General features: G+C 70.1%; 16 protein-coding genes. 10 read left to right on the forward strand and 6 right to left on the reverse strand.

The features are described from left to right. Positions 1 to 19: 19 nt before the first annotated feature. The gene (locus AB0H88_RS09275) at positions 20 to 1,465 is read right to left on the reverse strand and encodes an MFS transporter (RefSeq protein WP_357642787.1); all 1,446 of its coding nucleotides are present in this window, start codon (positions 1,463 to 1,465) and stop codon (positions 20 to 22) included. Between the two features lie 100 nt (positions 1,466 to 1,565). Between AB0H88_RS09275 and AB0H88_RS09280 the strand changes: the two genes are divergently transcribed. The 3 genes from AB0H88_RS09280 to AB0H88_RS09290 all read left to right on the forward strand — a co-directional run bounded on the left by AB0H88_RS09280 (position 1,566) and on the right by AB0H88_RS09290 (position 4,799). Continuing rightward, entirely contained in the window at positions 1,566 to 2,288 is a 723-nt protein-coding gene (locus AB0H88_RS09280) for a TetR/AcrR family transcriptional regulator (RefSeq protein WP_357642788.1), read from the forward strand. A 111-nt stretch (positions 2,289 to 2,399) separates the two neighbouring features. Further along, on the forward strand, positions 2,400 to 3,773 hold the full coding sequence (locus AB0H88_RS09285) for an MFS transporter (RefSeq protein ID WP_357642789.1): 1,374 nt from the start codon (positions 2,400 to 2,402) through the stop codon (positions 3,771 to 3,773). A 21-nt stretch (positions 3,774 to 3,794) separates the two neighbouring features. Continuing rightward, complete coding sequence (locus AB0H88_RS09290; RefSeq protein WP_357642790.1) at positions 3,795 to 4,799, forward strand: enolase C-terminal domain-like protein; 1,005 nt, start codon at positions 3,795 to 3,797, stop codon at positions 4,797 to 4,799. Between the two features lie 55 nt (positions 4,800 to 4,854). Here the strand turns inward: AB0H88_RS09290 and AB0H88_RS09295 are convergent, their stop codons facing one another. Beyond that, positions 4,855 to 5,592, reverse strand: coding sequence for a GNAT family N-acetyltransferase (locus AB0H88_RS09295; protein ID WP_357642791.1), 738 nt, complete (start codon positions 5,590 to 5,592; stop codon positions 4,855 to 4,857). 309 nt (positions 5,593 to 5,901) lie between these two features. Between AB0H88_RS09295 and AB0H88_RS09300 the strand changes: the two genes are divergently transcribed. Further along, positions 5,902 to 8,037: a class I SAM-dependent methyltransferase gene (locus AB0H88_RS09300; protein WP_357642792.1), complete on the forward strand. Its 2,136-nt coding sequence runs from the start codon at positions 5,902 to 5,904 to the stop codon at positions 8,035 to 8,037. A 4-nt stretch (positions 8,038 to 8,041) separates the two neighbouring features. On the opposite strand, the gene AB0H88_RS09305 is transcribed toward AB0H88_RS09300, so the two are convergent. Both AB0H88_RS09305 and AB0H88_RS09310 read right to left on the reverse strand, forming a co-directional pair. Beyond that, complete coding sequence (locus AB0H88_RS09305; RefSeq protein WP_357642793.1) at positions 8,042 to 8,605, reverse strand: hypothetical protein; 564 nt, start codon at positions 8,603 to 8,605, stop codon at positions 8,042 to 8,044. Positions 8,606 to 9,028: 423 nt separating this feature from the next. Continuing rightward, positions 9,029 to 10,165: an ROK family protein gene (locus AB0H88_RS09310; protein ID WP_357642794.1), complete on the reverse strand. Its 1,137-nt coding sequence runs from the start codon at positions 10,163 to 10,165 to the stop codon at positions 9,029 to 9,031. A 107-nt stretch (positions 10,166 to 10,272) separates the two neighbouring features. On the opposite strand from AB0H88_RS09310, the gene AB0H88_RS09315 reads away from it, so the two are divergent. The 4 genes from AB0H88_RS09315 to AB0H88_RS09330 all read left to right on the forward strand — a co-directional run bounded on the left by AB0H88_RS09315 (position 10,273) and on the right by AB0H88_RS09330 (position 13,673). Further along, on the forward strand, positions 10,273 to 11,178 hold the full coding sequence (locus AB0H88_RS09315; protein ID WP_357642795.1) for a glutamate ABC transporter substrate-binding protein: 906 nt from the start codon (positions 10,273 to 10,275) through the stop codon (positions 11,176 to 11,178). Then, complete coding sequence (locus AB0H88_RS09320; protein WP_357642796.1) at positions 11,178 to 11,822, forward strand: amino acid ABC transporter permease; 645 nt, start codon at positions 11,178 to 11,180, stop codon at positions 11,820 to 11,822. The genes AB0H88_RS09315 and AB0H88_RS09320 overlap by 1 nt, the downstream gene beginning before the upstream one ends. 62 nt (positions 11,823 to 11,884) lie before the next feature. Then, entirely contained in the window at positions 11,885 to 12,724 is an 840-nt protein-coding gene (locus AB0H88_RS09325) for an amino acid ABC transporter permease (RefSeq protein ID WP_357642797.1), read from the forward strand. Further along, complete coding sequence (locus AB0H88_RS09330) at positions 12,717 to 13,673, forward strand: asparaginase (RefSeq protein ID WP_357642798.1); 957 nt, start codon at positions 12,717 to 12,719, stop codon at positions 13,671 to 13,673. The genes AB0H88_RS09325 and AB0H88_RS09330 overlap by 8 nt, the downstream gene beginning before the upstream one ends. Here AB0H88_RS09330 and AB0H88_RS09335 read toward each other — a convergent pair. Further along, positions 13,648 to 15,066 carry an LCP family protein gene (locus tag AB0H88_RS09335; RefSeq protein WP_357642799.1) on the reverse strand — a complete coding sequence of 473 codons (1,419 nt, stop codon included), beginning with the start codon at positions 15,064 to 15,066 and terminating at the stop codon, positions 13,648 to 13,650. The two genes, AB0H88_RS09330 and AB0H88_RS09335, sit on opposite strands and share 26 nt — an antisense overlap. A gap of 141 nt (positions 15,067 to 15,207) precedes the next feature. Between AB0H88_RS09335 and AB0H88_RS09340 the strand changes: the two genes are divergently transcribed. Both AB0H88_RS09340 and AB0H88_RS09345 read left to right on the forward strand, forming a co-directional pair. Continuing rightward, on the forward strand, positions 15,208 to 16,074 hold the full coding sequence (locus tag AB0H88_RS09340; RefSeq protein ID WP_357642800.1) for an enoyl-CoA hydratase-related protein: 867 nt from the start codon (positions 15,208 to 15,210) through the stop codon (positions 16,072 to 16,074). 1 nt (position 16,075) lies between these two features. Then, positions 16,076 to 16,990: an alpha/beta hydrolase gene (locus AB0H88_RS09345; protein ID WP_357642801.1), complete on the forward strand. Its 915-nt coding sequence runs from the start codon at positions 16,076 to 16,078 to the stop codon at positions 16,988 to 16,990. Positions 16,991 to 16,999: 9 nt separating this feature from the next. Here AB0H88_RS09345 and AB0H88_RS09350 read toward each other — a convergent pair whose 3' ends face one another. Continuing rightward, on the reverse strand, positions 17,000 to 18,493 hold the full coding sequence (locus tag AB0H88_RS09350) for a prolyl oligopeptidase family serine peptidase (RefSeq protein WP_357642802.1): 1,494 nt from the start codon (positions 18,491 to 18,493) through the stop codon (positions 17,000 to 17,002). Positions 18,494 to 18,569: the final 76 nt, after the last annotated feature.

The raw sequence follows: 18,569 nt of genomic DNA on the forward strand, positions 1-18,569 counted from the left end.
GTCGCGGCCCTTGAACGCGTCAGTGCCCCGCTTGCTCCACGTCGGCCTTGCGCGGCAGCAGGTACGCCAGCAGGAAGGTCAGCACCAGCAGCCCGATCTCGACCCAGATGGTGACCTGCATCGCCGAGCCGAAGCTCCACCGGCTCTTGAGCAGGTTGAAGAAGAGCGTGCCGAGCAGGGCGCTGCCGAGCGCGCCGCCGAGTTGCTGGGTAGCGGTCAGCGTGCCCGACGCCGAGCCGGACTCGTGCGGCTCGACGCCCGAGAGCACGATGTCGAAGAACGGCGCCATGGTCAGGCCCATCCCGATGCCCACGAAGGCCAGGCCGGGGGACAGCTGCCAGGGGCTGACGTCGGTGCCGACCAGGTGGATGGTCAGGCCCAGCACGCCCGCGCCCACCGCCATCACCGCGGTGCCGATCTGCAGCAGGCCGCGGCCGAGCTTCTCCTGCAGGCCCGACATGGCCAGGCCGAAGCCGATGACGCCGCCGATGGCCTGCGGCAGACCGGTGAGGCCGGCCTTGAGCGGGCTGTAGCCGAGCCCGACCTGGGTGTAGAGGGTGAAGACGAGGCTGAGGCCGATCATTCCGGAGAAGAAGGCCAGGCCGGCCACCAGCCCGCCGGTGAAGGCGCGCTTGCGGAACAGGCTCGGCGTGACCAGCGGGTCCTTTCCTGAACCGGCGCGGCGGCTCTCGTACCGGGCGAAGACGGCGAACACCACGATGGAGGCGGCCATCGACACGAACGTCCAGGCGGGCCAGTCCAGCTCGCGGCCCTGGATGAGCGGGAAGATGAGCAGGAACGCGGCGGCCGACACCAGCAGCATGCCGACCAGGTCGAGCCGGGTGGCGTTGGAGAGCCTGAACTCCGGCAGGAACCGCATCCCGGCCAGCGCGGCGGCCAGCCCGAGGGGTAGGTTGATCAGGAAGATCATGCGCCAGCCGGTGCCGAACAGGTCGGCGTGGATCAGCCAGCCGGCCAGAATCGGGCCGCCCACGGACGAGATCGTCATGACCGGGCCGAACATGCCGAACGCCTTGCCCATCTCCTGCGGCGGGAACATCTCCTTGATCAGGCCGAGTCCCTGCGGCAGCATCACGGCGCCGAACAGGCCCTGCACAACGCGGCCGGCGATCAGCATCTCCGGGTTCGCGGCGATCCCGCACAGCAATGAGGCGGCGGTGAAGCCCAGGGCGCCGATCACGAACATGCGCTTGCGGCCGTAGAGGTCGCCGAGCCGGCCACCGGTGATCAGGCCGACGGCCATGGCCAGGGTGTAACCGGCCACCAGCCACTGCACCAGGCTCGACGAGCCGCCCAGATCCTTCTGGATGGTCGGTGCGGCGATGGAGGTGACCAGCGCGTCCAGCAGGTCCATGACCTCGGCGGCCAGGATGACGAACAGCGCGACCCAGCGCCAGCGGTAAGGCTGGACCTCCGAGTCCGCCTGGGGGGCGGTGACGGTCATGAGGACTCCTTGGTAGAACGCTGTTTTATACTACGAACACTGTTCGCTACGAACACTGTTTTAGTGGCGAACAGCGTTCGTGTCAAGTACAGTGTTCGTCATGGGTAGCAGTGAGAACGTCCCGCCCCCGCCGTGGCGCAAGGCGCGTAAGCCGGTGCAGCTCAAGCGGCAGCTGAGCCAGGACCTGATCGTCGAGGCGGGGCTGCGGATCCTTGACGCGGAGGGCCTCGACGGGCTGAGCATGCGCCGCGTCGCGCAGGAGCTCGACACCGGGCCCGCCTCGCTCTACGCGCACGTCGCCAACAAGGAGGAGCTCCTGGAGCTCATCTATGACCGGGTGCTCGGCGAGATCCAGCTGGCCGACCCCGACCCGGCCCGCTGGAAGGAGCAACTGCGCGAGTACGCGATCGAGTGCCACCGTGTGCTGGGCAGCCATGCCGACGTGGCCAGGGCCGCGCTGGCCAGCATCCCCGTCGGCCCGAACGCACTGCGCATCGCCGAGTACGTCTTCGGCCTGCTCATCGACGCGGGCATGGCGCCGCGTGACGCCTCGCTCGCCGTCGACCGGATCGCCCTCTACATCACCGGCGACGCCTTCGAAGGCTCGCTGCACTTCGGCAGGATGCGGGCCACAGGTCTCGGCCTGGAGGAATACTTCAAGTCGTTCGTCGGCCACATCGAGAGCCACTACCGCGCCCTGCCTGCCGAGCGGTTCCCGCACATCGCCGAGCACGTCGACGATCTGATCGCCGACGACGGGCGGGTGCGCTTCGAGTACGGTCTCGATCTGATGATCGACGGTCTCGCCGCCCGGATGCCTTAGGCCGGCAGGCCCCGGATGCCTTAGGCCGGCAGGCCCCGGATTCCCTAAGCCCAAGGGCCTAGGGCTGGCGCCCGATGTGCTGAGCAGGGTGTTCGGCATAGTTTGCCGGACATGACCGCAACTCTTGAAGCACCTCCCGTCAGTGTGGTGTCGGCGAAGTACCGGGCGCTCAGCGTGGGGCTGGTGGCGCTCGTCATGTTGGTGGCGTTCGAGGCGATGGCGGTGGCGACGGCGATGCCCGTCGTCGCGCGCGAGCTCGGCGGCATGCACCTGTACAACCTGGCCTTCAGCGCCACCCTCGCGGCCAGCGTGATCGCCACCGTGCTCGGCGGCAGGTGGAGCGACGTGAAGGGCCCGCTGCCGCCGGTAGCCACCGGCGTGGCGGGTTTCGTGGCGGGACTGCTGGTGGCCGGGTTCGCGCCGAACATGGAGGTGTTCGTCGCCGGGCGGTTCATCCAGGGGCTCGGCGCGGGCCTGATCCAGGTGGCCCTCTATGTGCTCGTGGCGAGGGTCTATCCGGGTGAGATGCATCCCAGGGTGTTCGCGCTGTTCTCGGCCGCCTGGGTGGTGCCCTCCATGGTGGGCCCGGCCATCGCGGGGTTCGTGGTGGAGAACGCCGACTGGCGCTGGATCTTCCTCGGCGTCTCCCTGATCGTCGTGCCCAGCGCGCTGCTCCTCTGGCGCGGCACCGCGGGCGCGGGCCTTAGTGGCGGCGACGCCGAGCCCGCCCCCGGCCTCGGGCGCAAGCTGGTCTGGGCCACGCTGACCGCCGTCGCCGCCGCGCTGATCCAGTACGGCAGCGCGCTCCAGCTCCGCGGCCTGCCCCTGCTCGCGGCCGGGATCGTCCTACTGGCCGTGTCCCTGCCCAGGCTGCTGCCCCGCGGCTCGCTCAGGGCCGCCCGCGGGCTGCCGAGCGCCCCGGTGCTGCGCGGCCTGGCCTACGGCTCGCTGATGGCGGCCCAGGTTCTCATCCCGCTCATGCTGATCAGCGAGCGTGGCCTGACGCCCACCGGCGCCGGAATCGTCCTGACCGTCGGTGCGCTCGGCTGGTCCACCGGATCCTGGATCAAGGGCCGCGGCGCCATCAGCCACCTGGCCGCGCTGCGCGGTGGCGCCATCATGATCGCCACCGGCATCGCGCTGATGTCGCTCGTGCTGATCGACTCCGTGCCGATCGCCCTCGCGTACGTGGCCATGGCCATCTCCGGGCTCGGCATCGGCGCGCTGCACCCCACGGTGTCCGTACTGGTGCTGGAGATGTCCGCGCAGGGAGAGGCGGGCCAGAACACCGCGGCCCTCGGCGTCGGCGAGTCCGTGTTCACCGTCGTCGCCGTCGCGGTCACCGGAGCCCTGTTCACCGCCACCGGCGAGACCTATCTGGTCGGCCTCGCCTTCACCTTCGCCCTCGCCGTCCTGGCCGCCGTGATCGCCCCGCGTTTTGCCCAGCACACGAAGGCAGGCACACTGGAAGGAGTTGTTTCGTAGCTTCGTCGCAGAGGGGGGTACATGCCGCGAGTGCGGGAGCTAGAGGTCTTCCGGCTGGTCCTGCCGTACGGCAGGCGGTCGGAGAGCCTGCTCGTCAAGCTCACCGACTACGCCGGCATGACCGGCTGGGGTGAGGCGCTGGATCCGGAGCCCAAGACCTGGACCCGGCTGGAGGAGTCGCTGGGCGCCCAGCTCATCGGCGTCGACTGGGAGCATCCCGACGCCGTCCCGAGCGGCGATTCGGCCGTCGACATGGCCTGCTGGGACCTGTGGACCAGGATGCGCGGCGTGCCGCTCGCCGAGGCGATCGGCGGCACCCGCACCTCCCTGATGGCCACCGTCCGGCTCGAACCCGACCCGTCACTCGAAAGCCTGGTCTCACGGGTCAACCAGCAGGTCTGCGCGGGCTACGGCCACGTGACGCTGGACGTACGCCCAGGCTGGGACGTCGAGCCGGTGCGGGCCGTACGCCTGGCCTATCCGGCTCTGACGCTGGCCGTCGACGGCGGCGGCTCCTACTCCGAGGGCGGCCAGCTCGCGGCGCTGGACTCCTACGGCATCGAGGTCATCGAACGGCCCTTCCCCGTCGGCGACGTCTACGCGCACGCCTCGCTGCAGGACGAGGTGGCGGCGTCGGTGGCGGTCGAGGTGCGCTCCTCGGCGGAGCTCGACGATTACCTGACCCTGCGGGCCGCGCGGGTGCTGATTCTGCGGCCCACCGCCTTCACGTCACTCAGCGAGGCCCGCCGGGCGCATGACCGGGCCGCCGCGGCCGGCTGGGACATCCAGTGCGCGGGCGGCCAGGGCGCCGGACTGGCCCGGGCGGCCACGGTGGCGGTGGCCAGCCTGCCGGGCTGCACGCTGCCGTGCGACGTGACGCAGCCGCCGCGCAACAACCAGATCGTGACGCCGATCGTGGGGGCGAACGGCGGGGTGGTGGCGGTGCCACTGACGCAGGCGGGGCTGGGCCACGTCATCGACGAGGCCCGGGTACGCCGGATGGCCAAGGACTCGTTTCGCGCGTGACCAACTGGCGACAAGGGTCCGGGCCTGCCCGCCGATTCACGGCCGGCGCAGGCGGTCACGGTGTGCGGAACCCCCGGAAGGTCACGTGCTTGCGGGTTTCGAAGCCGAGCCGCTCGTAGAGGGCGATCGCGCCGGTGTTGGCCTCGGCCACGTGTATAAAGGGACGTTCATCGCGAGCCGCGATACGCGCGATGAGCGCATTGACCAGGCGGGCGGCGTGGCCTCGCCCGCGTGCCTCGGGAGCGGTGCAGACGGCACTGATCTCGGTCCACCCCGGTGGCCGGAGTCGTTCGCCCGCCATCGCCACCAGCGTGCCCTTGTCGCGGATGCCGAGATAGGTGCCGAGCTCGTGGGTGCGCGGCCAGAATGGCCCCGGCTGGGCCCGCGCGACGAGGTCGAGCATCTCTGGCACGCTGTCCGCGCCCAGTTCGACCACGCCGGTGACGCTCTCCCCGTGTGGGTGATCGGGTCGGCTGCCGCTGCGCCAGATCATCTGACGGCCTTCGAGGACGAAGATCGGCTCCCAGTCCGACGGCGGTGGGGCCGCGCAGCTGAACATGTCGGCGAACTCGCCTCGTCCCAGCAGCCGGGCGAGGTCGGCCCACTCCTGCGGACCCGGGTCGGCGGTCGCCGCGGAAAAGGTCGCGACCCCCGGCAGGTAGGCGGCGGCCCGGCCGAGCCGGCGGGCGAGGTGCGCGTGGTGACCGCGCAGTGATTCACCCACCGGGTCGTCGAGTGCGGCGGCCTCGCCGTCGCGGTTCACCATCGTGCTGGGCCTCTCGTGTGTGGCCATTGTCATGGATGAGAAGTCGTGCGAGGCCAGCATGCCGCATGGTGGCCGCCGCGCTCACCCCAGGTCGCAGTCGTACAACCTCTCTCACCATCCACCCGTTCTGCGAGACGGTTCTGAGCTGCAGGAACGTTCTCCTTCGCGGCCCCGCACCGACCCGAGCACCGGACGGTCAGGGCGTCCGGGCGACAAGGCACAACGAGATCAACGCCGTTTTGGGCCCATGACACGCTTCATACCGACACCCCGTGACGGCCAAGTGATCTAGCCCCTCTACCTTTATCCCGAAATTTCGCGATAAAGGGGCTCGATGTGGGGGATGTACCCGCGTTAACCAGGTGGCGGACGCTTGTCGCCATCCTGCGCGTGAACCCGGGGGGCTTGGGGCCGGAGTGGCTGCAACTGCTCGTCCGCCTGGGCGCTGTCGGCGCTGTGGTCGGCGGGCTGCTGTACGTGCTGTGGCCGCTCGGCTTCCCGGTGCCGCTGTTGGGGGTGCCGGCCCTCGCTACCTGCCTGATCGTCGGAGCCATGGCTTGGCGGCCTCGGCTCAGATGGAGATACCCTCGCCTGTCTCTGGACGATCATCAGCGGCTGCGTCGCGTCCTCGACTCGGCGTCCGAGGCGGCAGGGTGGCCTACATCCGTCAAGGTTCGCCTGAGCCCCAGGGCGCGCTTGGCCGCCTGGGCCGGCCGACGGGGCAGCTGCCTCCTCTACCTGGGCCTGCCGCTGCTCATGGGGCTGGACGAGGATGACCTGCGCGCTCTGATCATCAGGGAGATGACCCTCGTCCCGTCGGCGTCCTGGCAGGTCCGCTGGCTCCTCCGCGTCAATTTCCTGGACCTCGATCGGGAGGCGGAGGGCAGGCCGCTGCCACAACGGGAGTGGCTGCGTGTGCACGCCCACCGGATCCGCAGTGACCTCTGGTCGGCGACCGCCGAACTGGTGGGACGCGAGGTTCTGGCCCGCGCCACGCGGCGTGCCCTTATGATCAACAGTGCCTTCAACTGGCACCTTGAGCGGTACGCGGGCCCGGCGATGTCGCCTGACATGGGTTATGTGTCCGACATCTATCAGAGTTTCCTCTGGAAGATCAGGGACGACGGCCTGCTCGGGCGGATGCAGCCGAATGTCGACTCCTACGTGGCGGAGGATTACGAGCGTCACGAGGCGAGGCTGTTGGAGGAGCTGGGATGGAACGCCGGCGAGCCCGTCGACCCGGTCGCCGACCCGGTCGTCGCCGGCGTCACGGAGAAGCTGGAACGCAGGCTCGGGCAGGTCGTCCTCTGGGAACGCGCCAAGGCCGCCGGCCCGCGCATTCCCAGCCACTCCCTGCATGACATTCCCTGGGAGGGATGGGGCTTGCTTCAAGGGCAGTGGCGGGACCAGGTCATCGTCGCCGCGAGCAAGCTGCTCGGGCGGGAGGCCACCGCGCGGGACGTCGTCCAGCTGGTCGTCGACGGCCGGGCGGGGGAGCTCTCCTGGTGGCACGCCGACCTCCCGTGTCCTCATTCCAGCCCGGCCGTCTGCGTGCTGATCCCGTTCTTCGACGTTGAGTTGCGGCGTTTGGGGTACGTCGCCCCGGTTCTCCAGCAACGCAGCTTTGTCGGACCGCTGGGCGATACGGTCGACTTGGTGGCACTGGCCGACAGAGCGGGGCGCGGCTTGCCGTACGGACTCGAGCTTGGAGGACCTTTGACGGAGCGGGACCGGGACGAGGACGCCCGGCGGCTGGCGGCGGAATCGCTGGCGGCCGGCGATCCGACGGGCTGGTTCGAGCGCTTGTACGCGGGGTCGGAGACAGGTGAGGCGATAGTCCCGTGGGACTCCCAGACACCCCACCCACTGCTCGTCGAGTGGCTCCCTTCGGCGTCGGGCTCGGCCTCGGGTCCAGGCTCCGGCTCCGCTTCCGGCTCGGGTTCCGACCTCGGCTCCGGGGCGGAAGCGAGGACCGGAACGGGCGCGGGTCGGCGGGCGCTGGTGGTCGGGTGCGGGCTGGGGGACGACGCCGAGTACGTGTCGCGGTTCGGCTACGACACGGTCGCCTTCGACGTCAGCGAGTCGGCCGTACGCCTGGCCCGGGAGCGCTTTCCGGGTTCCACGGTGCACTATCGCGCCGCCGACCTGCTCGCCCCGCCCGCCGAGTGGCGCCACGCGTTCGATCTGGTGGTGGAGATCATGACTGTCCAAGCTCTGCCGGAGCACCTCCACGCGCCGGCCGTCGCCTCGGTCGCCGACTTCGTCGGGCCGGGTGGCACGCTCCTGGTGATCGCTTCTGCTCGGGAGGAGGGCGGTCCGGTGTTCGCGCCGCCGTGGCCCCTCACGCCGTCCGAGATCGCGTCCTTCGCATCGGAGGGCCTGGTCGCGGACCGCGTCGAAGACCTCCGCGACCCCGAACGCCACCGCTGCCGCGCCACCTTCCACCGCCCCGCCGACTTGGGCGAGGAGTAGCGCGTCAGCAGCGGCGGGTCCAGTGCTTGCGGGCCCAGACGTTGCGGCACTTTCTTGACGGCGTCCCGAGATAACCGTCGTCGGTCTTGGTGCAGACGCCGTTCACCGTTTCTGTGCACTCATTGGTGGCGACGCATTCATTGTTGATGGTCGTGGTGCAGTATTCCTCGTCATCGCCACCCTCGTCATCGCTCTCCTCCGCATCGGGCTCGGGAGCGTCCGGATCCTCGTAACCGATCGCTGCCTTGGCGGCGTCGCCGCCTTTGCTGCGAGCGTTGTACGCCTCGGCGTACGGCTCGCGGAAAGAGCCATCGTCGGCTTTCTTGCCCATCGCCGGAACGGTGCCGTCGATGCGGATGTAATACCAGCCGTATCCCTTCTCGCCGTCGTCGCACCTGATGTTCGCGAAGCGGATCCGAGTGGCCTTTCGCACGCAGACCTTCACGCGGTCGTCGACGTCGGCGATCATCGCGTGCGAGCCGCTGCCGCCCTTGGCGGGAGCTCGGTACGAGTCGCCTCGTGGCTGCTTGAACGAGCCGTGCTTGGCCTTGGAGCCGGTGGCGGTCACCCGCGCTTCCAGCGAGAAGAAGTACCAGGCGGCGCCGGGCCGCGCATCGTCACACGGTCGATAGTTGATCCGCACGAGCGTCTTCTTGTTGACGCAGATCTCGAAGAATCCCGCGTCGTCGTCATCGCTTTCTTCCGGCGTCGAACTCTCCGGGACCGGTTGTTCGGCGACCGGATTAGCGGTTTCGGTCTCAGCCGGTGGCGAAGTGGTGGTGCATCCGGCGATCAGGAGTATGGAGGTGAAGAGGAAAACGAGTCGTAACGGGATGGGCGGCAGACCTCATATGGTGCGACGACTGGGACCTCGATTTATCAGAGGTGCGTTAGCGCAGAAGCGCCCGCCACCGTGGTGACGGGCGCTTCGGGTGTGTCGCGAAGGCGAATGGCGGCCTGAACCAGATGGCCGGCTAAACCAGGTGGCCGGCTAAACCAGCGCCGCTTCCAACAGGAGCGCTCCGGCGCCCAGAAGGGCGGCGTCCCGGCCGGCCCGGGCTGGGGCGATCTCCAGGTCGCGGGTCGCCAACGGCAGGCAGCGCTCGTACACCGCCGCCCTGATGGAGGTGATCAGCGGCTCGGCCGCCGACAGGCTGCCGCCCACCGCGATCACGTCCGGGTTGAAGAAGTTGACCAGTACGGTGAGGACCTCGCCGATCCGCCGGCCCGCGCCCCGGACCAGGCTGGTGGCCTCGGGGATCGCGTCGTCCACCAGGCTCACGATGTCCGCGGGACGGGCCACGGTGATCCCGGAGTCGGCGAGGGCCGACATAAGGGCGGCCCCGCTGGCGTACGCCTCCAGGCAGTCGGGGTGGCCGCAGGCGCACAGGACGGACGAGTCTGAACGTACCCGTACGTGGCTGATGTCGCCCGCCGCGCCCCGCCCCCGGTGCAGGTGGCCGTTGACGATCACACCGCAGCCGATGCCGGTCCCGGCCTTGAGGACCATGAGGTTGTCGCAGCCCGGCCAGTGCCGGGCCTCACCGGCGGCCATCAGGTTGGCGTCGTTCTCGACGAGGATCGGCAGGTCGTAGCGCAGGCCCAGATGCTCGGCGACAGGGAACCCGTTCCAGCCGGGCATCCGCGACGGCGTGACCACCCGGCTCGTGGCCGGGTCGACCGGGCCGGGGATCCCGGTGCCGACTCCGCGTAACGGCACGTCATCCGGCACATGTACGGCCAGCAGCTCGTCGAAGGCGTCCGACAGCAGGTCCAGCGTGGCCTCCGGCCCCCGGGCGATCTCGCAGGGCCGCTCCTCGACCACCACAGGGGCGCCGCTGAGGTCGAGCAGCCCGAGCCGCGCATGGTGCGCGCCGAGGTCGGCGACCGCCAGCACCCCGGCTGACGGCGACAGGCGCAGCCGCCTGGGCCGGCGACCACCCCGCGAGGTGCCCGAGCCCTCCTCGCCGAGCAGGCCCAGCGAGATCAGCTCCTCGACCCGCAGCGAGACGCTGGAGGCGGCCAGTCCGGATAAGCGGGCGAGATCGGCCCGCGACTCGGCCCGGCCGGTGGCCACGAGACGCAGCAGGTCCCCCTGTGCCCCGCTCACGGGCAGCCGCTGGTTCATGCTGAGAGGAATATCATGTGTGGACTTCCTACGACAACGTATTGACTTCGTACGAAATATGCCACTACGTTCCGCTTCATCTTCGATTTCGAAGGAAGTGGATGCTCATGAAGAGACTGGTCGCTGTCGTCGCCGTTTCCCTGTTAGGCCTGGCGGCCTGCGGCGAGACGAGCAGCCCCGCCGTGCCCGGAGGAGAGACCAAGAAGGACGACGTCCTCGCGCAGGCGCCGGTCGCCGCCGCCGCGGACATCCTGCCCGGCTCCACCATGGAGAAGATCAAGAAGCGCGGCGAGCTGATCGTCGGTGGCTCGCTGGACGCGCCGTTGCTCTCCCAGCAGAACCCGGCCACCGGCCAGGTCGAGGGCTTCGACGCCGATCTGGGCAAGGCGCTGGCCAAGTACATCATCGGCCAGCCCAAGGTGAAGATCGTCAACTCGGCCTCGGAGACCCGCGAGGCGCTGCTCGCCAACGGCACCGTGGACGTCGTCTTCCAGACGTACACGATCACGCCGGAACGGGCGAAGCAGGTGGCGTTCGCCGGGCCGTACTACACCTCCGGCCTGACCATCGCGGTGAAGAAGGGCGCGACGGGCATCGCCAAGCCCGAGGACCTGAACGGCAAGAAGGTCCTCGCCGGAGCCAACACGCCCGCCATCCCCGCGATCAAGAAGTTCGCGCCGCAGGCGGAGATCATCACGTTCGGCAGCGACCCGGAGTGCATCCAGGCGCTCAAGCAGGACCGGGGCGTCGCCTACGTCCAGGACGAGACGCTGCTGATCGCCGACGCCAAGAAGGACCCGTCGATCCAGATCGTCACCAAGCCCTTCACCGTCGACCCCTACGGCATCGGGCTCAAGCACGGTGACGACCAGTTCAAGACGTTCACCAACACTTGGCTGAAGAAGATGCAGGACGCCGGGGCCTGGCAGAAGATCTGGAAGAACTCCATCGGCACGGTCGTCGTGGGCGAGGCTCCGCAGCCGCCCCAGATCGGCTCCGTGCCGGGGTCTTGATGTCCGTCCTCCTCGACCACCTGCCCGAGCTGTGGCAGGGGCTGCTCGTGACGTTCCAGCTGACCGCCGCGTCGTTCCTCGGCGCGGCGGTGCTGGGCGTGCTGGTCACCGCCCTGCGGGTGAGCCCGGTACGGGTGCTGCGCGCCCTCGGCACCGCGTACGTGGAGACCTTCCAGAACCTGCCGCTGCTGGTGCTGCTCGTCCTGGCGGTCTTCGGGCTGCCGGAGATCGGCATCCAGGCCGACCTGCGGGTGACGGCCATCGTGGTGATCGCCGTGTACGAGGCCGCCTACATCGGCGAGGCGCTGCGGTCCGGCGTGAACTCGGTGGCCAAGGGGCAGGGCGAGGCGGCCCGCGCGATCGGGCTGACGTTCGCCCAGTCGCTGCGGCACGTCATCCTGCCGCAGGCGTTGCGTACGGTGGTGCAGCCGATCGGCAACATCTTCATCGCGCTCACCATGAACACTGCGCTCGCGGCGGCCGTCGGCGTCGTCGACCTGACCGCGGCGGCCAACCGGGTGAACCTCCTGGAGGCCCAGCCCATCCCGATCTTCGTCGGCGCGGGCGCGGCGTACGCGCTGATCGCCGCCTGCGCGGGCTTCGTGACCGGCCGGCTCGAACGACGGCTGGCGATCCTGCGATGAACGTGATGAACGTGATCCTGCGATGAGCACCGGCGATTCCAAGAGAGCACGGGGGTAAGGCCATGAGCACCGCTCTGTTCGACGAGCCGGGCCCCCGGGCGCGGCGGCGCATCCGGATCGCGACCGTCGCCGGCACGCTCGCCGCCCTCGCGCTGCTCGCGCTGGCCGTCCGGCAGTTCGCCGCCAACGGGCAGCTCGACGCCGCGCGCTGGCAGCCGTACGCCACCTGGCCCATGTGGCGCTACCTCCTGACCGGGCTGTGGTCCACCGCGCTGGCCGCGGTGGTCTCGGCCGCGCTGGCGATGGCGCTCGGGCTGGTGCTGGCCCTGGGCCGGCTGTCGCGCCACCGTTTCCTGCGCGTCCCCGCCGCCGGCTACGTCGAGGTGGTCAGGACCATCCCGGCGCTGCTGCTGGTGTACGTGGTGCTGTTCGCGCTGCCGAAGTACGGGCTGGACCTGCCGCTGTTCTGGAAGCTCGTGGTGCCGCTGTCGGTGTCGAACGCGGCGGCGTTCGCCGAGATCTTCCGCGCCGGGATCCGCTCCATCGAGCGTGGCCAGGGCGAGGCGGGCCTGGCGGTCGGCCTCACCCACGGCCAGACCATGCGCCTGATCGTGCTGCCGCAGGCCGCCCGCCGGGTGCTGCCGTCGATCGTCAGCCAGTCGGTCGGGCTGCTCAAGGACACCGCGCTCGGGTTCGTCGTCAGCTACGCCGAGCTGCTCTACAGCGGCAAGGTCCTGGCCGCCTACAACGGCTACCTCATCCAGACCTACCTCGTCGTCGCACTGGTCTACCTGGTGGTCAACGCCTCGCTGTCCAAACTGGCCCGTACGCTGGAGGCTCGCCGGCGCGCGGCCCCCGCCATCCCCAGAACCAGAACCAGAAGGAGATTCGCTCGTGCCTGAACTCGCCCTCCTCGCCGAGGTCGTGCGCTCCGGATTCGTCGAGAGCCTCCACTACGGCAGCGCCGTCGGCCTCGACCCGTCGGGCCGGGCCGCGGTCGAACTCGGCCGGGTCGAGGCGCCGGTGCTGCCCCGCTCGTCGGCCAAGCCGTTCCAGGCGCTGGCCTGCCTGGTCGCGGGCGCCGCCCTGAGCGGGCCGCGCCTGGCGATCGCCGCGGGCAGCCACACGGGCGAGGATTTCCACGTACGGCTGGTCGGCGAGCTGCTGGCCGACTACGGGCTGGACTTCGGGGCGCTCGGCTGTCCGGCGAGCTGGCCCGAGGACCAGGCCACCATGCACGCGCTGATCAGGCAGGACCAGGGCGTCTCCCGCGAGCGGATGAACTGCTCGGGCAAGCACGCCGCGATGCTGGCCGCCGCCGTGGCCAACGGCTGGGACGTGGACTCCTACCTGGCCGCCGAGCACCCGGTGCAGCGCCGGGTGCGCTCGATCACCGAGGAGCTGGCGGGGGAGAAGGCCGCCCACGTGGCCGTGGACGGCTGCGGGGCGCCCCTGTTCGGGCTCTCGCTGACCGGCCTGGCGCGGGCCGTCCAGGCGCTCGTGCTGGCCGCGCCCGGCAGCGCGCCGCGCCAGGTCGCCGACGCGATGCGCGAGCACCCCGAGTACGTCGGCGGGACCGGCCACCAGAACACCGAGCTCATGCGCGCCCTGCCCGGCGCCCTGGCCAAGGGCGGCGCGGAAGGCGTGCTGGTCGTGGCGATGGAGTCCGGGCACGCGGTCGCGGTGAAGGTCATCGACGGCAGCCCGCGCGCCACCACGGTCATCGCCCTGTCCGTGCTGCGCGAGATGGGCTGCGAGGTGTCCTCGGCCGCCGCGTTCGAGAGCGTGGCCGTGCTCGGCGGTGGCGCGCCGGTCGGCCGGATCGTCACAGCGAGCCGCAGCCCTCGGTAAGGGTCTTGGTGGGGTCGCTCTCCTTCTTCTTGGGGGATGGCGATTTGGTGGACTTAGGTGTCGACTCCGGGGAGGCCGTGGCCGCGACTGGCCGGCCGCCCGCCGAATCGCGGATGGCCTTGTCGGTGATGGCGCGGATCTTCGCCCAGTCCGGGGAGACGGTGCTGATCAGCGGCGGCACGAACTGGATGCTGGTCACCTTGGCGTTCTTGACCTGCAGCGCCAGCGGCACCAGGTGCTTGAGCATCGGCCGGGGGATGTCGGTCCTGATCAGCTCCTTGGTGGCCCCGGCGATCCGGTTGAACCTGGTCAGCACCGTCGCCGGATCGGCCTGGTCGAGCAGCGCGCCGATCACGCACCGCTGACGGCGCATCCGGGTGAAGTCATCGCTGTAGGTACGCGAGCGGGCGTACCACATCGCGTCGGCGCCCTTCAGCTTGCGCGTGCCCGCCTTGACCAGGCCCTCGTTGTACCGGCCGAACACCACGTCCTGCTCGATGGTGAGCGTGACTCCGCCGATCGCGTCGATCAGCCGGGCGAACCCCCACATGTTGACCAGGGCGTACCAGTCGACCTTGAGCCCGAGGGTGTAGCCGATCGTGTCCATCAGCACCTGGGGGCCCTGGTGCTGCTTGCCGCCGAAGAGCTCGGGGTGCGCGTCGGCGTACTCCCAGACGCTGTTGAGCAGGTCGCTGCGGCCGCCGCCGGGGTCGGGCGGCAGCCGGAACCCGTTCGGGAAGTGCTGGGCCATCGGCGTGCCCGGACGGAACCGGACGTTCTCCAGGTTGCGCGGCAGGCTGACCAGCACGGTGTTGCCGGTCTTCACGTCGACCGTGGCCACGTTCATGCTGTCGGTGCGTACGCCGACCCGGTTGTCGTCGGCGTCGCCGCCGATGAGCAGGATGTTCACCCTCGTACGGCCCGCCCAGGGGTCCTCGGGGCGGGCCGTCGTCTCCTCGGCCTGCGGGTCGGGGGTGTCCTCGTTCACGAAGATGTTGTTGAGCGTCTCCCGGGAGGTCCAGACGTAGCTCGTGAGCATCCCGAACGGCAGCACGACCACCACGGCGAGCAGCCCCGCGAACGTGCCCGCCAGGACCTGGCCGGCCTGCGGCAGACTGCCGGGCCGCAGCACGACGAACGAGTGGACGATCAGCGCGAACCACGCCACCCCGAGCACGACGGCGCCGGCGGTGATGCCCGTCAGCCAGCTGTCCTGGGTCAGATCGCCCAGCAGGTTGTCGGTGCTCAGCCTGACGGCGAGAAGTGCGAGCAGCCCCGCCGCGTAACAGCCGAGCAGGATCAGACCCGTCTTGCGCCATCCGGCCCGCAGATGCGCCGCCCCGGGCGCGAGCGCGGCCAGCACCAGCCAGCCGAGAACCGCCGCGGCGCTCACCGGTTTCCTTGCCTGCTTCACGCCATCCCCGTTTCCCCGCGAACCTCACCGTAGGCCGAATCGAGGCGGCAGCCTACGGACAGAATGCGAAATATGTCTTTAGGGGAGAGTGAACATTGGTAACCGAATAAGATTCGGCCTATGTCCTTCTCCCAGATCGACTACGGCGTGACCAGCCGGGTCGCCACGATCACATTGAAGCGCCCCGAGAGGCTGAACGCCTTCACCTTTGCCATGCGCGGAGAGTTGATAAAGGCGTTCGACCTCGCGGACGCCGATGACGACGTACGCGCCGTCGTGGTCACCGGCGCGGGCCGGGCGTTTTGTGCCGGGGCTGATCTGGGCGGTGGCGGCGACACCTTCAGCCACCGCGAGCCCGGCGAAGGCGAACTCGTCGACGGCGCGCCGCGCGACGGCGGCGGCACGGTCGCGCTGCGCATCGCCCGGTCGCTCAAGCCGGTCATCGGTGCCATCAACGGCCCGGCCGTCGGCGTGGGCGTCACGATGACGCTGCCGATGGACGTCAGGCTGGCCGCCGACACGGCGACGTTCGGCTTCGTGTTCGCCCGCCGGGGGATCGTCACCGAGGCCGCGTCGAGCTGGTTCCTGCCCAGGCTCGTCGGCATCGCGCAGGCCATGGAGTGGGTGGCCACCGGGCGCGTGTTCCCCGCCTCAGAGGCGCTGGAAGGCCGTCTGGTGTCCCGCGTACTGCCCGCCGGGGAACTGCTGCCCGCCGCCTACGCGCTGGCCCGGGAGATCGCCGACAACACCTCCGCCGTGTCGGTCGCCGCGATCCGCAGGCTGATGTGGTCGGGGCTGTCGGCCTCGTCGCCCTGGGAGGCGCACGCGGCCGACTCCCGGCTGATGGCCGAGCTCGGGTCCGCGCCCGACACCGTGGAGGGGGTGACGTCGTTCCTGGAGAAGCGGCCGGCCGAGTTCCCGATGAAGATCAGTGAGGACCTGCCCGGCGGTGTGCCGTCATGGCCGGTCAATCCTTATCGTGTCTAGCATGTACGACACCACCGTTCTGTCCATGCCGCCCGACTTCGAAGGCGACGTCGTAGCGACGCTGATCTCCCGCCGAGCCGGTTCCCGCAGGGCGGTGCTCTACCTTCACGGGTTCACCGACTACTTCTTCCAGGACCACCTCGCCGACCACTACCTCGGCCGCGGCATCGACTTCTACGCCCTCGACCTGCGCAAGTACGGCAGGTCGCTCCTGCCGCACCAGACCAGGGGCCTGGTCAGGAGCGTCACGGAGTACTTCCCGGAGATCGACGAGGCCGTGCGCGTCATCAGGCGCGACCACGACGAGCTGACGATCAACGCGCACTCGACCGGTGGCCTGGTCGCGCCGCTGTGGGCCGACCGCGTCCGCGGCCGTGGCCTGGTGCAGGGGCTCGTGCTCAACAGCCCGTTCTTCGACCTGAACGTGCCCGCTCCGCTCCGCCTGGCCGCCGACCTGCTCAAGACGCCGCTGTCGTACTCCAGCCGGGCGCTGCCGCTGGGCGTCAACATTGCCTACGGCCAGAGCCTGCACCGCACCGAACAGGGCGAATGGGACTACGATCTGGAGCTCAAGCCGCTCGGCGGCTTCTCGGTGCACGCCACCTGGCTGGCCGCCATCCGCCGGGCGCAGCGGCGGCTGCACGCCGGGCTGGCCGTGGACGTGCCGGTCCTCGTGCTCGCCTCGGCCACGGGCCTGCGGGTACGCGACTTCGTCCCCGAAGCCCGCTCGGCCGACACCGTACTCGATCCCCGCCACATCGCCCGCTGGGCCACCTGCGTGGGCCCGCACGTCACCTGCGTACGCATCCCCGACGGCATGCACGACCTGGTGCTGTCGGCCGAGCCGGTGCGCAAGCAGGTGTTCGCCGAGATCGACCGCTGGCTGAACGCCTTCGTCCACCAGACCGGTGGTTGAACGTCTCCCTTACCAGGGGAACGCGAACAGCCCGTAGTAGGCCGCCGCCACCAGCAGCAGCCCCGTGCCGCCGAGCACGCCCGCGATCGCCACATGCTGCCAGCGGCTCGGCCGCAGGCCCTCCCGCAGCCCCGCCACGACCGCCGCCACCGCCGTGACCTCCTGCACCAGCATCAGTACGGCCAGCACCCGCACTACCAGCCAGCCGGCCAGCACGGCCGGCCAAGCCCCGGCCTGGTTCACCGAGAACAGCACCAGCACCGTGATGAACGCCAGCACCGAGACCAGCAGCCCCAGCCCCGTCCACGCCATCCGGCGCAGCCGCCGCCTGATCGGCGGCCAGAGCCTGGCGTTCGTGTCGGCCGGGGTCTGCCGACGGCCGCGCAGGCGTACCACCATCGCGGCCACAGGGCCCGCCACGTAGCCGACGGCGGCCAGGCAGATGGTCAGCCCCAGCATCGTGCCGCCCGCGTACCACGGAGCGGCGGGGACGTCGCTGGCCTCGAAGCGCTGCACCGGCGTCGTGCCCGCCACGTGCAGCGGGGGCCGCGCCGTGCCGGGCAGGCCGATGATCCAGTTCGCCAGCGTCTCCAGGTAGCCGTGCGCGAACGGGCCGCCGCTGATCCGCATGGCGTGGTCGGCCTTGTCCATGAAGCGGATCGTGTACTGGTCGTTGCCCGCCGACTTGAGCGCGGTGATCAGGGATTGGGACGACTCCACGAACGGGATGGACGGGTCCATCGTCCCGTAGAAGGCCAGCACCGGCTGCCTGATCTGGCGCAGCGCGGGCATCGCGTCGTAGCGGAGGAAGTTGAAGCCCACCCCGCCCATCGCCCTGGTGAGCAGGTCGCGCACGCCGATCGGGGCGCGCAGGCGCTGCAGCTGCTCGTTCAGTGCCCAGGCCACCTGCCTGAGCGGCGATACGTTCGGCGACGAGACCAGCACCGCGAACCCCACGTCGCGGCTCTTGGCCGCCGCGATGGGCACCACCCAGCCGCCCTCACTGACTCCCCACAGCCCGGTGCGCGCGGGGTCCACATCGGGACGCGTGCGCATGTACTCGACCATGCGCAGCGCGTCGTCGGCGAGCAGCCCGAAGTCCCGGTCGCGGAAGTTGTAGCCGACCGTCCGTTTGTCGAACGCCAGCGTCACCACGCCCGCCTTGGCCAGGAATTCCGCCTGCGGCGTGAACTCCGTCCGCGAGCCGTTGCCCGACCCCGACACGAACACCATCGCCGGATGCCGTCCCGGCGTCGTGGGGGCACGGACCGTGCCGAACAGTGTCTGCCCCTCAGCCGGGAGCGAGATCTCCTCCTGGTGCACGGGAACCGCCGCGACCACAGGCCGCGACTCGTTCGCGGGCTGGGGCGGCAGCGCCTGCATCGTGTGATCGGCCTGAAGTGGCGCAGGGTTGAACGCGGGTGGCAGAACGTAGCCGACGGCGGCCAGGGCCACCAGCACCAAACCTGCGGCGACGCTCACGGTGCCACGGCCAGTGCGCATCGGCCTCCCCATGTGGGTTGAATTGCCTGCCGATCTTTCAGCTTACTCCTGAGGCGTGTGACGCAGGGGACCGCAT

Source organism: Nonomuraea sp. NPDC050680 (genome assembly GCF_040654555.1).
Classification (GTDB): domain Bacteria; phylum Actinomycetota; class Actinomycetes; order Streptosporangiales; family Streptosporangiaceae; genus Nonomuraea.